The 13,059-nt window shown below is 61.8% G+C and carries 13 protein-coding genes; 9 read left to right on the top strand and 4 right to left on the bottom strand.

Translation table 11 applies throughout. The annotated features are described in order from the left end of the window. Positions 1-63: 63 nt before the first annotated feature. From mdlC to pcaG, 5 genes are all read left to right on the top strand, one after another. Complete coding sequence (gene mdlC, locus MQW23_RS10460; RefSeq protein WP_252108036.1) at positions 64-1,644, top strand: benzoylformate decarboxylase; 1,581 nt, start codon at positions 64-66, stop codon at positions 1,642-1,644. Between the two features lie 74 nt (positions 1,645-1,718). Continuing rightward, positions 1,719-2,735, top strand: coding sequence for a TRAP transporter substrate-binding protein (locus MQW23_RS10465; RefSeq protein WP_252108037.1), 1,017 nt, complete (start codon positions 1,719-1,721; stop codon positions 2,733-2,735). A 65-nt stretch (positions 2,736-2,800) separates the two neighbouring features. Next, positions 2,801-3,739: a pca operon transcription factor PcaQ gene (gene pcaQ, locus MQW23_RS10470; RefSeq protein ID WP_252108038.1), complete on the top strand. Its 939-nt coding sequence runs from the start codon at positions 2,801-2,803 to the stop codon at positions 3,737-3,739. Positions 3,740-3,866: 127 nt separating this feature from the next. Further along, entirely contained in the window at positions 3,867-4,589 is a 723-nt protein-coding gene (pcaH, locus tag MQW23_RS10475) for a protocatechuate 3,4-dioxygenase subunit beta (RefSeq protein WP_252108039.1), read from the top strand. A 16-nt stretch (positions 4,590-4,605) separates the two neighbouring features. Then, positions 4,606-5,238 carry a protocatechuate 3,4-dioxygenase subunit alpha gene (gene pcaG, locus MQW23_RS10480; protein ID WP_252108040.1) on the top strand — a complete coding sequence of 211 codons (633 nt, stop codon included), beginning with the start codon at positions 4,606-4,608 and terminating at the stop codon, positions 5,236-5,238. Positions 5,239-5,335: 97 nt separating this feature from the next. Here the strand turns inward: pcaG and MQW23_RS10485 are convergent, their stop codons facing one another. Genes MQW23_RS10485 through MQW23_RS10495 form a run of 3 tightly spaced genes read right to left on the bottom strand, consistent with a single transcriptional unit; the run spans position 5,336 to position 8,415 of the window. Next, positions 5,336-6,361, bottom strand: a complete 1,026-nt coding sequence (locus tag MQW23_RS10485) for a TRAP transporter substrate-binding protein (protein ID WP_252108041.1) — start codon at positions 6,359-6,361, stop codon at positions 5,336-5,338. 45 nt (positions 6,362-6,406) lie between these two features. Continuing rightward, positions 6,407-7,375 (bottom strand): PDR/VanB family oxidoreductase, encoded by a 969-nt coding sequence (locus MQW23_RS10490; protein ID WP_252108042.1) that lies wholly within the window; start codon positions 7,373-7,375, stop codon positions 6,407-6,409. Next, on the bottom strand, positions 7,372-8,415 hold the full coding sequence (locus tag MQW23_RS10495) for an aromatic ring-hydroxylating dioxygenase subunit alpha (RefSeq protein WP_252108478.1): 1,044 nt from the start codon (positions 8,413-8,415) through the stop codon (positions 7,372-7,374). Before MQW23_RS10495 ends, MQW23_RS10490 begins: the two co-directional genes overlap by 4 nt. A gap of 165 nt (positions 8,416-8,580) precedes the next feature. Here MQW23_RS10495 and MQW23_RS10500 point away from each other — a divergent pair, with 165 nt between their 5' ends. From MQW23_RS10500 to MQW23_RS10515, 4 genes are all read left to right on the top strand, one after another. After that, complete coding sequence (locus tag MQW23_RS10500; protein ID WP_252108043.1) at positions 8,581-9,258, top strand: GntR family transcriptional regulator; 678 nt, start codon at positions 8,581-8,583, stop codon at positions 9,256-9,258. Between the two features lie 164 nt (positions 9,259-9,422). Next, on the top strand, positions 9,423-10,454 hold the full coding sequence (locus MQW23_RS10505) for a TRAP transporter substrate-binding protein (RefSeq protein WP_252108044.1): 1,032 nt from the start codon (positions 9,423-9,425) through the stop codon (positions 10,452-10,454). Between the two features lie 3 nt (positions 10,455-10,457). Continuing rightward, complete coding sequence (locus MQW23_RS10510) at positions 10,458-10,985, top strand: TRAP transporter small permease (RefSeq protein WP_252108045.1); 528 nt, start codon at positions 10,458-10,460, stop codon at positions 10,983-10,985. Continuing rightward, a complete protein-coding gene (locus MQW23_RS10515) occupies positions 10,975-12,264 on the top strand; it encodes a TRAP transporter large permease (RefSeq protein ID WP_252108046.1) in 1,290 nt (429 codons plus the stop codon). Before MQW23_RS10510 ends, MQW23_RS10515 begins: the two co-directional genes overlap by 11 nt. Positions 12,265-12,276: 12 nt before the next feature. Here MQW23_RS10515 and MQW23_RS10520 read toward each other — a convergent pair whose 3' ends face one another. Beyond that, positions 12,277-13,011 (bottom strand): serine/threonine-protein kinase, encoded by a 735-nt coding sequence (locus MQW23_RS10520; protein WP_252108047.1) that lies wholly within the window; start codon positions 13,009-13,011, stop codon positions 12,277-12,279. Positions 13,012-13,059: the final 48 nt, after the last annotated feature.

The raw sequence follows: 13,059 nt of genomic DNA on the forward strand, positions 1-13,059 counted from the left end.
GATTTGATTGATTATAGATAAGCCCGTTAGCGTGAATGAAACAAATTCAATCAGGAGCAGACAATGCCCAGCGTTCACGCGATTACCTATGAACTCTTGCGTCGTCAAGGGATCACCAACATTTTCGGTAATCCGGGGTCCAACGAGCTGCCGTTTCTCAAGGATATGCCGGCGGATTTTGAGTACATCCTGGGTCTGCACGAGGGCGTGGTAGCGGGCATGGCAGATGGCTACGCACTGGCAAGCGGCAAGCCTGCCTTCGTCAATTTGCATGCTGCGGCGGGGACCGGCAACGCCATGGGGGCGCTGACCAACGCCTGGTACTCCCACTCGCCACTGGTGCTCACCGCCGGACAGCAGGCGCGTTCGATGATCGGCGTGGAGTCGATGCTCGCCAACGTCGATGCGCCGCAACTTCCACGGCCGCTGGTCAAGTGGAGCTATGAACCGGCCTGCGCGGAAGATACTCCTCGAGCGTTGAGCCAAGCGATCCACAGCGCGAATGCCCGGCCCCGGGGGCCGGTTTACGTTTCGATTCCCCACGATGACTGGCAGCGTGAGGCCGGCGATGATGCCCTCCACCTGCTGGAGCGTGAGGTGCATCATACCGGCGCGCCGCAGGTGGCGCAGGTCGAGCAGTTGGCCCTGCGCCTTCAGTCAGCGAACAACCCGGTGCTGGTACTTGGCCCCGAGGTGGACGCCGAGCAGGCCAATGCGCTTGCCATCGCGTTTGCCGAGCGCCTGAAAATGCCGGTGTGGGTGGCGCCATCTGCCTCGCGCTGTCCGTTCCCCAATCGTCATCCCTGCTTTCGCGGCGTGCTGCCCGCGGCCATTGCCGGGATCAGTGAGCAGCTCGACGGTCATGATTTGATCGTCGTTGTAGGCGCGCCGGTATTTCGCTATCACAAGTACGCGCCAGGGCATTACCTACCGGATGGGGCCCGCCTTATACACGTTACCTCCGATGCGGACGAAGCCGCCCGAGCGCCAGTGGGGGAGGCCTACGTAGGCGGTGTGCACGCGATGCTCGAGGCACTCTTGCCGCATCTCGAGACAAGCAGCCGCGCGATGCCCGTAGCGCTACCGACACCCGGCGCGGTACAGGATGAAAAGGGCCGCATGGCGCCGGCCAACGTATTCGAGGCCGTGAACGCGCTGGCGCCAAAGGATGCCATCTACGTCAAGGAGGCCACCTCGACGGTGGAAATCTTCTGGGAGCGGGTCGAGATGCGTCATCCCGGCAGCTACTTCTTTCCCGCCGCCGGCGGGCTCGGCTTCGGTTTGCCGGCAGCGGTGGGAGCCCAGCTCGCCTGCCCCGAGCGTCAGGTGATCGGGCTCGTCGGCGACGGCTCGGCCAACTACGCCATCACCGCACTTTGGAGTGCCGCCCAGTACCGCGTTCCGGTGATCTTTATCATCCTCAAGAACGGCACCTATGGTGCCTTGCGAGGGTTTGCCAAGCACATGCAGGTGGAGGATGCGCCGGGACTCGACGTGCCCGACATCGACTTCTGCGCGCTGGCAGAAGGCTACGGCGTGGAAGCCGTGTGCGCCACCAATCGGGAGCGCCTGGAGGCCGCGCTGATGAAGGGCCTTGGGATGGAAGCCCCACTACTGATCGAGGTGCCTACACTTCAGACCTGAATGGGCGTCAATACAGTGTCGCAACACACTCGATAATCACCATTGCTTTACAATGACAATAAGAGGATGACCTCATGAAACGCGCCATCTCACAAGCCCTGATCGTTACGTTGGCCGCCACCGCATCGCTTACCGCTCACGGCGAAACGCTGCGCCTGTCTCACTTCTGGCCGTCGGCCTCCGCCGTTCATAAGGAGATATTCGAGGTCTGGGCCGACAGCGTCGAAGAGGCCTCCCAGGGCGAGCTCGACGTTCAGATATTTCCCTCTGGCACGCTGAGCAAGCCGGACCACGCCTATCAGGGAGCGGTCGACGGCATTTCCGACATCGCCGCCTCACTGCAGGGCTACACCTCCGGGCGCTTTCCCCTCTCCGAGATCGTGCAACTGCCGGGCGTCTCCAGTAGCGCCACTCAGGGTTCCTGTATCCTGCAAACGATGTTTGACGAGGGGCTCATCGACAGTGAGTACGAAGACGTTAAGGTGTTATTCCTGTTTACCACGGGCCCGGCATACCTGCATACGCGCAGCACCGAGATCGAGTCGCCGTCGGATCTGGCGGGGCTACGCATCCGCCGCCCAAGCGACGTCGCCGGAGAAATGCTCTCAAGCCTGGGGGCCGACCCGATCGGCATGCCGGCGCCGGATATCTACACCTCGCTTCAGCGCGGCGTGATGGACGGCTTGAGCTTTCCCTGGGAAGCGATGCGTGTGTTCGGTATCAACGAGCTAGTCGACTATCACCTGGAAGTACCCTACTACTCCGGCGCGGTCATGGCAGTGATGAATCGCGATGCGTTTGAAGCGCTCTCAGATGAGGCGCGTGCGGTGATCGATCAGCATAGCGGCATGGAGTGGTCGCAGGTGGCCGGCGAGGTGTATCACCACTTGGACGCGGTGGGGCGCGACGAGGCGCTGGAACAGGGCGATACGATCCATACCGTCGAGGACCCTCTCAGTGACCCGGCGTGGGCGGGCCCACTGGAGGAGGGCACCGAGCGCTATCTGGCACGGCTGGAGGAGCGCGGATTGGACAACGCCCGCGAGGTTTATGAGCGCGCGCTGAGCCTGCGTGACGAGTGCGGCGAGTAACGTCACGGTTTTCATGCGCGCATGAATCGGCGAAGGTAGTGCTTTCGTTTCGCGGATAGAGCGCCATGCTGAACGCCCGTATCAAACTGCGCCACCTGACGGCATTTCTCGAAGTCGCCAAGCGACGCAGTTTCGCCCGCGCCGCCGAGGCGCTTTCGATCAGCCAGCCGGGGATCTCCAAGGCGATCCGCGAGCTCGAGGAGATTTTAGAGACGCCGCTGTTCGAACGGGGCGCCCAAGGGATATCGCTCACCCAGGCGGGGCTCACGCTTTTGCGCCACGCCGGGCCCGCTCTGCGCGCGCTCGATGAAGGCGTGGGGGCGATCGGCAGCGGCCATCGCGGCAAGCGCTGGCTGCGGGTGGGGGCGCTCTCCACCGTCGAAAGCCGTTTGCTGCCGCTGGCAATTCAGCGCTTTCATGCCGCGCCGCCTCTGGGCGTCGGGGAGGTGTGCGTATCGGTGGTGACCGGGGCCAGCGCCTATCTGCTGTCGCGTTTGCGCTTGGGCGAGCTGGATATGGTGGTGGGGCGAATGACCGAGGCGCGGGAGATCGGCGATCTCTACTTTGAGCATCTTTACTATGAGCCGCTGGTGATCGTCGCCCGCCGCGATCATCCATTGGCCCGGGTAGCACCGGTCGCCGCCGACCAGCTCGTCGACTACCCTTGGGCGCTACCGCCGCCCCAGACCACGCTGCGCCAGCAGGTGGACAGCTTCTGCGTGCGCCACGCCATTACCTTGCCACCGCTTTTGCTTGAAACGCTGTCGCTGCCGGTCAGCCATAGCTACACGCTGGAGAGTGACGCGCTGTGGATCGCCCCGCGCGAGGCGGTGGCCGGCGAGCTCGAAAGGGGCGAGCTCGTCGAGGTCGCGCTGCCCTTCGAGTCCCAGGGCGGGTCGGTAGGGGTCTGCACCAACGCGAGCATGGAGGCCTCGATGAGCCGCGACGTATTTTGCGAAACGCTGCGCCAGGTCGCGGCAGAGCGCATTCAACCAAGGTCGTAATTCCCATAACCCATGGGTTATGGGCGGCCATGACTCTTCAATTGGCAAAAGTGCGGCAACCCGCCACACTCGGGGCCTGCCGGCGCTCGCCTGGCCGGTGCTCATAACGCCATCAAGAGCCTCTCCCATGACCCATGACTATAACCGCTTCGTGACCCGTGACCGCAACTGGCATCCCCCGGCCTACGCCCCTGGCTACAAGACATCGGTGGCGCGCTCGCCGCAGCAGGCGCTGATGAGTCTGCAGCAGCCTACCGCCTCGGAGCTGACCGGTCCGGATTTTCGCCACCTGCGCATGGGCCGTTTTGACAACGACCTGCTGATGAACTTCACCCAGGGCGAAGGTCTGCCCCAAGGCGAGCGGATCATCATGTACGGCCGCGTGGTCGATCAGTTCGGCAAGCCAATCCCGCATACGCTGGTCGAAATGTGGCAGGCCAACGCCGGCGGGCGCTACCGCCACAAGAAGGACGCCTACCTGGCGCCGCTGGATCCGAACTTCGGCGGGGTGGGGCGTTGCTTGACCGATGATCAGGGCTTTTATCGCTTCCGTACCATTAGGCCCGGCCCCTACCCTTGGCCCAACGATGTGAACAGCTGGCGCCCGGCACATATCCACGTCTCCGTCATGGGGCCTTCGATCTCAACGCGCCTGATCACCCAAATGTATTTCGAGGGCGATCCGCTGATTCCCCTGTGTCCGATCGTACATACCCTGAAAGACCCGGACGCCGTGGAAACCATGATCGGGCGTCTGGACATGGCCCAGAGCCGGCCGATGGACTGCCTCGCGTATCGTTTCGATATCGTGGTGCGCGGTGAGCTGCAAACCTATTTCGAAAACCAGTAAGGCAGGGGAGAAACACATGAAACAGCCTAACACCCAGCCGACCAGCGAGCTGATGCTGCGCGAGACCGCCTCGCAAACCGCCGGGCCCTACGTGCATATCGGTTTGGCCCCCGCCGCTGCCGGTAACCCGGAGCGTGACGAGGAGGTCTGGAACGAGATGGCGGGCCCCAATGCCAAGGGCGAATCCATCGAGATCATCGGCACCGTCATCGACGGCAACGATGACCTGGTTCGCGACGCGTTTTTGGAAGCCTGGCAGGCCGATGCCGACGGTTATTATCAATCAAATTACGATTTACGTAACGATTTTAACAGCTTTGGCAGAACCGCCACGACGGCGGATCAGGGAAGCGAATGGCGCCTGAAAACCGTCAAGCCCGGCGCGGTACTTCATCCAAACGGTGCGCCGATGGCGCCGCACATCAACCTGTCGATCTTCGCTCGCGGCGTGAACATCCACCTGCAGACAAGGCTCTATTTCGATGATGAGGTTGAGGCCAACGCGGCCTGTCCGGTGCTCTCCCGCGTCGAGTCGGATAGCCGCCGCCAGACGCTGATCGCCAAGCGTGAAGAAGCCGATGGCGTGGTGCGATACCGTTTCGACATTCGCTTGCAGGGCCCGGGTGAGACGGTCTTTTTCGACTTCTGATCTTGTTGGGCCGAAAAAAAGCGCCGGGGCACTGCCCCGGCGCTTTCGTATCCGGCGGCCCTAAAGGACCGCGTGTCTTTTCAATGTTTATCGCGGGTCAGGCGTCGCTCACCGCGCATTCAGCCTTGAGACTCATGGCCGTGTCGTAAACCTCCTGGGCGTTACCACCGACCTCGCTGATGTAACGATCGATAGTTTCCTGCAACACCGGGCCCCAATCGGGGTCGTTGAGCGCGTCGTCGATTTCGACGAAGGTGTGGCCGGCTTCGACGGCCTCCTGGCGGCCTTCCTTGATCAACGTGTCGTAGACCTCGGCGGCGCGCATCGACCACTCCATGCCGCTGTGCTCGTCGATCACTTGGCGAAGTTCCTCCGGCAAGCCATCGTAGTTACGCTGGTTCATGACCGCGAACAGCGACAGGTCATAAAGCGGGACTTCAGTGTGGTAGTTCGCCAGCTCGCTGAGTCGGAAGGTCTTCATCCCCTCCCAATTGAAGCTCAAGCCATCGACGACGCCGCGCTGCATGGCGGTGAAGACGTCCGGCGCGGGCATGCCAACGGCCTGGGCGCCCAGGCGCTCCATCATGTCGCCGACCACCGACGTGGGCCGGCGCAGTCGCAGCCCGGCCAGGTCCTCGGGTTTTTCGATCTGGCGCTCCTTGGTGTGCAAATAGCCCGGGCCGGTGGTGAAGAAAAACAGCGGCCGGGTATCGGCATACTCGTCGTCCAGGTAGCCCTGGTCATAGAGCGACTGCAGAATGCAGGCGCCTTCGCGGGCGCTCGAGGAGACGCCGGGCAGCTCGACAATTTGCGTCAACGGAAAGCGCCCGGACGTATAGCCTTGGGCTGAGGCGCCGATATCGGCAATGCCCCGGGCGGTGCTGTCGTAGGTCTGCGCTGACTTGGCCAGCGTTTGGCTGGGGAAAACTTCCACGTCGAGCTCGCCGTTGGAGGCCTCGCTGACGCTGTCCGCCCAGGCCTGGAAGAGCGCGCTGTCAACCATCGACCCACCGGGCCAGACGTGGGCCAGACGCAGCGTGGTCTGGGCCTGAGCGGCGGCGGGTAATAAAACCAGCGCGCTCATCAGCGCGGCACGTGTCACGGTCGTCGGAATTTTTTTCATTATAGTTATCCTTCTATCTTCTTGAGCAGTATCAGGGGGGAGAACTTAAAGGTCCAATACGAGTACGCTGCTTTTAGCACGGGAACAGCACGGCGTGAACTGATCGTTGGCTGCATGCTCGTGCTCCTCGAGATACAAATCGCGATGGTCCGGCTCGCCTTCGAGCACGCGGGTCAGGCAGGTGCCGCATACGCCCTGTTCGCAGGAGACCATCACCTCGATGCCGTTTTCGGCCAGCACCTGATGAACGGTCTTGTCCGCAGGCACGGTAAAGCTTGCCCCGCTGCTGGCGATGCGTACCTCGAAGCTGCCGTCGTCCTCGTTCGAGGTATCGGCGCCGCTAAAGTACTCGGTATGCACCTGATCCTCCGGCCAGCCGCTGGCCTTGCAGGTGGTCATGACTGCATCGATGAAGCCCTTGGGGCCGCACACGTAAACGTGGGTATCGGCGCTGGGCTCGCCGAGCAGCGCGTCGAGGTTCAGGTGCTGGCTGGCGTCGCCGTCGTCGAAGTGAAAGTGCACGCGTTCGGCGAAGCTCGAGTCCTGCAGGCGCAGATAAAACGCCGTGCGCTCCTGGGAGCGGGTGCAGTAGTGCAGCTCGAACCCACCGTCGGTATGCGCCAAACGCTCGGCCATGCATAGAAGCGGCGTGATGCCGATGCCGCCGGCCAGCAGCAGCGTGTGCTCGGCGGGCTTGAGCGGAAAGTGGTTTTTAGGCGCGCTGATCTGCACCAGATCGCCGACCTGGAGCTCATCGTGCATGGCGTAGGAGCCGCCGCGCGAGTTGGCGTCGCGCAGCACGCCGATCAGGTAACGGTCGCGATCGTCTGAATGGTTGCAAAGCGAGTACTGGCGCACCAGCCCTTCCTTGACGCGCACATCGATATGCGCGCCGGCGCTGAAGGCCGGGAGCTCCCGGCCGTGGGGGTCGGCAAGTTCGAAGGTGACGATATCGCGCGCCTCGACGTGGCGCGCCTTGACCTCCACGATCATCGAGGGGGCGGTGTGGGTCATGCGCTCTCCTCCGTGCTTGCGGCCTCGCGCTCTTCAGACAGGATGCGGTCGATGATCCGGCGCGCCTGTACGCCGCCGCCGTCGATGTTGAGTTTCAGAAGCTGGCGGTCCGGGTACTTGAGCAGGTTACGCTGCTGCGCCTCGAGCATCTCGAGGTCTTCCTCGAAGATCTTGCCCTGGCCTTCGCGGATCTTGTCGGTCAACGCCTGATCCTCGGGTTTGAAGTTGCGCGCCATGCCCCAGAAGTACCAGATCGAGGTATCCGATTCCGGCGTGATGAAGTCGACCACGATGCTCGAGGCTTTCTTGTCCGCCGGCGCGTTGGCCCCGCCGTTACCGGCGTGAGCAACGCCCACTTCGATCAGTACGTGGCTTGGCGGCGTGAAGCGGCAGATTTGCCAGCGGTCCACCGGCACGTCGTCGGCCAGGCCATTGCCACGCAGCGCCGCCTGCCAGAACGGCGGGGCGGGAATGTTCTCCATCTCGCGACTGGTCACGACTTCGTCGCCATTCACCTTGGTGTCGGGAGCGGCTTCCTCGATCTCGGGCTGGCCGATGCTGGAGGCGTGAACGTAGGTCTCGTGGGTCAGGTCCATGAGGTTATCGATCATCAGCCGGTATTCGCAGCCAATATGATAGAGTCCGCCGCCGTAGGCCCACTCCGGGTTCTCTGCCCACTCGAGTACCGGAATGAGACTTGCGTCCGCCTTGTCTGGGTCGCCGGGCCAGATCCAGATAAAGCCGTAACGCTCCTCGACGGGGTAGGATTGCACGCTGGGAAAGCCGCGCACGCGCTGGCCGGGCATGCTGTCGCATTTGCCGCTACAGTTCATTTCCAGGCCGTGGTAGCCGCACACCAGTTTGCCGTCGCGCACGAACCCGAGAGAGAGCGGCGCGCCGCGGTGGGGGCAGAAATCGTCCATGGCGGCGACGCGGCCTTCGTCGCCGCGAAAGAATACGAGCTGCTTGTTGCAGATAGTGCGCCCGAGCGGTTTATCTTCCAGCTCGTCAGGCGTGCAGGCAACGTACCAGGTATTCATCGGGTAGGGAGAGTGGTGTCGAGTCACGGCAGGATCCTCTAGAGTATTTTTTGATTTTTAGTTATTGGATCCAAAGTAAAGAGGGTGATGGTTTTCTTCGTCAACCTATACTTTTGGTTTACCCGACCTCGTGCATGGGGATAAACAATTGATACAGGAGCAATAATGGGGAGTAACGATAAAAGCGTCGCCAGTCGATTGCGCAAGCTGATCGAGGACGGCTTCTATCCCCAGGGTGAGCGACTGGGCGAAGAGGCGGTTGCCGAGCGGTTGGGCGTCTCCAGAACGCCGGTCAGGCTGGCGTTCAGAAGCCTCGAACAGGAAGGGCTGTTGAAGCGTGCGGGTAAACGTGGGTACATGGTGCGCGAATTCACCGACGCCGATATTCACTGCGCGGTGGAAGTGCGCGGCGCGCTGGAAGGGCTAGCGGCCAAGCGCGTGGCCGAGCGAGGAGTGTCCGACGAGCTTCGCCGGGATCTGCTTTTTTGGATCCAAAAGGGGCGGGGTGTGCTTGAAAAGGGACATTTGGAGGACGATGATGTCGAGCGCTGGATCGAGCTCAACTACCGTTTTCATGATTTGATCGTCAGTTCTGCTGGCAGCGCCGTGATTGGCGACGCCATCGCGCGCAACGACCATCTGCCTTTCGCTGCCGCAGCGTCCATCGTAATCGATGACGAAGATCGAGTCGGCGAGTTCAGAAAGCTGCAACTGGCTCAGTTGCACCACGAACTCATCTTTCAAGCACTCGATAGTGGCGAAGGCGCGCGAGTTGAAATGTTGATGCGCGAGCACGCCTTGATTGGTATTCGCTACCAGGCATTTTTAGGAAGCCAGCACTAGCAGTCATTCTTTTATGAGCGTCTCGAAAGATGCCCATCAACGTAGATACCCTGGACCAAGGTCGATTGGTGCTCGATAGGCAAGTGGATTATGGTATTTCCATAAAACGAACTTATATTCGTTATGCGAACAAGCGTGTTCTACCAACAGAACGGGAGCTCCTCATGAAAGCAGTTTTCGCTCGGTGTGCGCTCGCCGCCACCATCGCTGGTCTCTCCATTGCTTCCGCCCAGGCGGCCACCACGCTTCGTATGGCGCACTTCTGGCCGGGCGCTTCCGCCGTCAACGAAGATATTCTGCAAGCCTGGGCCGATACCATCGCCGAAGAGTCCAATGGCGATTTGAACGTACAGATGTTCCCGTCGGGTACGCTCGCCAAGCCGGACTCCATCTACGAAGCGGCGGCTAACGGCATTACCGATATCGGCGCGACGGCCCAAGGCTACACCGCCGGACGCTTCCCGCTTTCCCAAATCGTCGAGCTTCCGGGCGTGGCGAATTCGGCGACCCAGGGCGCCTGCGTACTGCAGACCCTGTATGACGAAGGCCATCTCGATAGCGAGTACGAGGACACCCGGCCGTTGTTCATGTTTACCACAGGTCCTGGCGGTATCCATACCATCGATACCGACGTGCAGACCCCGGCGGACCTCGAAGGGCTTCGCATTCGCCGCCCGACCGCCGTAGCGGGCGAAATGCTCGAAAACATGGGGGCAAGCCCGGTGGGTATGCCAGCGCCGGATATCTATACCTCCATGCAGCGCGGCGTCATCGACGGCTTGAGCTTTCCCTGGGAGGGGCTTGGCAGCTTTAGCATCAACGAGCTGGTGAGCTACCACACCGAGGTGCCGTTTTACACGCTGGTCTTCGTCGCCACCATGAACCAGCGCGCCTATGATCGTTTGACGCCGGAGCAGCAGGCGGTGATCGACGACAACTCCGGTATGAAGTGGGCCGAGAAGGCTGGCGAGGTTTTCGATCGTCTGGATGTCGAAGGCAAGCAGGAAGCGGTCGACGCCGGGCACACGATTCGCGAAATCGAAAATCCGCTCGAGGACCCGGACTGGCAGGGCCCGCTGGAGGAAGGTATCGAAACCTACCTGAGCCAGCTCGAAGAGCGGGGCCTCGATCAGGCACGCGATGTTTATCAAGCCGCGCTGACGGCCAGCGCAGCTTGCGAAAGCGCCCAGGAGTAACCGATGCAGCGTTCTCTGGAAAAGGCTAGCCACTGGCTGGCCTTTTGTTGTCGCGTGGTCGCCGGTGTAGCGCTGGTAGCGCTTCTGATGGTGACCATCGCCGATGTCAGCACCCGCTATCTCTATCGCTTGACCGACGGCGCCTTCGCGCTACGCGTGAGCGGAAGCGTCGAGCTTGTGAGCTATCTCATGCTGTGTTCGCTGCTCGCGGCCATGGCGGCCAACGTCGAGAAAAGCCAAGTGGTGGTCGAGGCGTTTTCGCACCGCCTGCCCCAGTGGATGAAAAACCGCCTTCACGGCGTCTATCTGCTGGGCTTTGCCGCGTTGGGTCTGGTGCTGTTTACCGGGCTTCTGGATTCGGCGGCGGCGGCCTCGCGTCACGGTGAGGTGACCCAGGATTTGCGCCTACCCATGGGGCCCATTTACTACGCGGCGGCGGCCATGAGCCTGCTGCTTGGCATTCGTAGCGCCCTGCACGCGCTGCTCTGTGCGCTCTTTGGTGCCGACGTGGAGGTGGCCGATGGGGAGTGAAATGATTGGAGCCCTGGGGCTTGGCCTGCTCCTGGTACTGATGGTGCTCAGAGTGCCCGTCGCGCTGACCATGCTGATCATCGGTGTGGGCGGTTTTGCGCAGATCATCAGTTGGGGCGCCGCCATCGCGCAGCTCAAGACCGTGCCCATCGAGGTGCTGTCGAACTACAGCTTCAGCGCCGTGCCCATGTTCATTTTAATGGGCGTGCTGGCGGCGCACTCGGGCATGGCAGGCAAGCTTTTTGACGCCACGCGCACGATCTGCGGCGGCTGGAAAGGGGGGCTTGCCATTGCCGCAGTCGGCTCCTGCGGGGTGTTCTCGGCGATTTCCGGCTCGTCTTTGGCCACCGCCAGCACCATGACCCGCGTGGCGCTGCCGGAAATGGAGCGCTACGGCTACAACCGGGGCCTGGCCACCGGGGCGCTGGCCGCCGGCGGCACGCTCGGTATCATGATTCCGCCGAGTATTGCGCTGTTGATCTACGCCATCTTGACCGAGCAGTCGGTCGGCGACATGTTCATGGCGGGGCTGATTCCGGGCCTGATGGGGCTGGTCATGTACGCGCTGACGGTAACGGTCGTCATGCGCCTGCGCCCGGACCTGGCCGTGGCCGGCGAGCGGACGTCCTGGCGGGCGAAGTTTTCCTCGATATCCGGGCTGATACCGTTCTTCGCCGTTTTTCTGGTGATGATTCTGGGGATCTATTTCGGCCTGTTCACCCCCACGGAAGGCGCCAGCGTCGGGGCGTTCGCCACACTTCTCTACGCGCTTTACAAGGGCATGCGCGGAGCCGGTCTCTGGCGCAGCCTGCAGGAGACGCTGGCGCTGTCGTCGGTGGTGTTTTTCATGCTGGTCGGCGCCGAGACGCTGGGCTACTTCATCTCGGTCTCGCGGATCTCGTTTTCCATCAGCGATTTTCTATATGGCATGGACCTGGCGCCCATCGCGGTGGTGCTGTGCATCCTTCTGCTCTACTTCGTGCTCGGCATGTTCATGGACTCGATCGCCATGCTGGTGATCACCGTGCCGGTGGTGTATCCGATCATCCAGGCGCTGGGCATCGATCCGGTCTGGTTCGGGATCATCACGGTGCTGACGGTGGAGCTTGGCCTGATCACCCCGCCGGTGGGCATGAACGTGTTCGTCATCAAGGCCATGGCGCCGCACGTGGGGCTGGGCGAGATCTTCAAGGGCGTGGCGCCGTTCATCGTGTCGGACTTCGTTCGGCTGGCGCTGCTGATCATTTTCCCGGTGCTGAGCACGTTCTTTTTGCTCTAGCCTTATCTGCTCTCATCCTGACTGGCTCGGGGCCTCGTTGGCGCTGGAAAAATACGGCGCGAGGTGGTCCTTGAGTCGGGCCCGGTCGGCGGGCTCTTCGATGCGGCTGTTGGTCAGCATGTTGTCGAACAGCGCCTGGCGCTTTTCCCGCGACGAGGGCAGCGCCTTCACGTGAGTGTCGATCCAAATCAACTGACCGCTTTCGTCGATCATCAGGTTGTCCAGATGCAGGTCGCGGTGGTAGTAGCCCGCCTCGGCCAGCGCCGCCACCTGGAAGGCCAAGGTATCGATGAAGCGGGCGCGGCTGGTGTCATCGAGGTCGGCATAGTAGTCGCTTCCCGCCTGACACCGGCTCATGTGCTCCATGGCATAGAGCGAGCCCAGCGGGTTCAAGAAGTTGAGCGCTACGCCGTAGCAGCGCACGTTAACAGTGCGCTGGCCCAGCTTTTTCAAAATACGCCGGCTCTGGTACTCCTTGTGAGCGTCATAGGAGCCGGTCAAGCGCTTGGAAATGATGTCGCGTCCCAGCCAGCGCCAGAAATCCTCGCGGGGTGAGTATTTATCGTGCACGAGCTTGAACAGCGTGCCGGTCTTCTCCTGCAGAAAAAAGCGGCTGCTGCTCTTGTCATCCAGGTGGGGCATGGGCGTCAAGCCGTGCAGATTCAGCACCGGGTTCATCGGCGCGCGGTTGAGCAGGTACCAGCCAGGCCGTTTTAAAAAAAAGAATCGCTGTAATTTTTTATACATACGCAAGCCTTAAGCTACCGGGTGAGTACCCATAGGGTATCGTGGGAG

Origin of the sequence: Halomonas sp. S3-1-1, assembly GCF_023757625.1 — a bacterium.
In the GTDB taxonomy this organism is placed as follows: domain Bacteria; phylum Pseudomonadota; class Gammaproteobacteria; order Pseudomonadales; family Halomonadaceae; genus Vreelandella.

Bases quoted from the DNA above. Each gene is read 5' to 3' on its own strand.
- mdlC (WP_252108036.1), top strand. From the start codon at position 64: ATGCCCAGCGTTCACGCGATTACCTATGAACTCTTGCGTCGTCAAGGG.
- MQW23_RS10465 (WP_252108037.1), top strand. From the start codon at position 1,719: ATGAAACGCGCCATCTCACAAGCCCTGATCGTTACGTTGGCCGCCACC.
- pcaQ (WP_252108038.1), top strand. From the start codon at position 2,801: ATGCTGAACGCCCGTATCAAACTGCGCCACCTGACGGCATTTCTCGAA.
- pcaH (WP_252108039.1), top strand. From the start codon at position 3,867: ATGACCCATGACTATAACCGCTTCGTGACCCGTGACCGCAACTGGCAT.
- pcaG (WP_252108040.1), top strand. From the start codon at position 4,606: ATGAAACAGCCTAACACCCAGCCGACCAGCGAGCTGATGCTGCGCGAG.
- MQW23_RS10485 (WP_252108041.1), bottom strand. From the start codon at position 6,361: ATGAAAAAAATTCCGACGACCGTGACACGTGCCGCGCTGATGAGCGCG.
- MQW23_RS10490 (WP_252108042.1), bottom strand. From the start codon at position 7,375: ATGACCCACACCGCCCCCTCGATGATCGTGGAGGTCAAGGCGCGCCAC.
- MQW23_RS10495 (WP_252108478.1), bottom strand. From the start codon at position 8,415: ATGAATACCTGGTACGTTGCCTGCACGCCTGACGAGCTGGAAGATAAA.
- MQW23_RS10500 (WP_252108043.1), top strand. From the start codon at position 8,581: ATGGGGAGTAACGATAAAAGCGTCGCCAGTCGATTGCGCAAGCTGATC.
- MQW23_RS10505 (WP_252108044.1), top strand. From the start codon at position 9,423: ATGAAAGCAGTTTTCGCTCGGTGTGCGCTCGCCGCCACCATCGCTGGT.
- MQW23_RS10510 (WP_252108045.1), top strand. From the start codon at position 10,458: ATGCAGCGTTCTCTGGAAAAGGCTAGCCACTGGCTGGCCTTTTGTTGT.
- MQW23_RS10515 (WP_252108046.1), top strand. From the start codon at position 10,975: ATGGGGAGTGAAATGATTGGAGCCCTGGGGCTTGGCCTGCTCCTGGTA.
- MQW23_RS10520 (WP_252108047.1), bottom strand. From the start codon at position 13,011: ATGTATAAAAAATTACAGCGATTCTTTTTTTTAAAACGGCCTGGCTGG.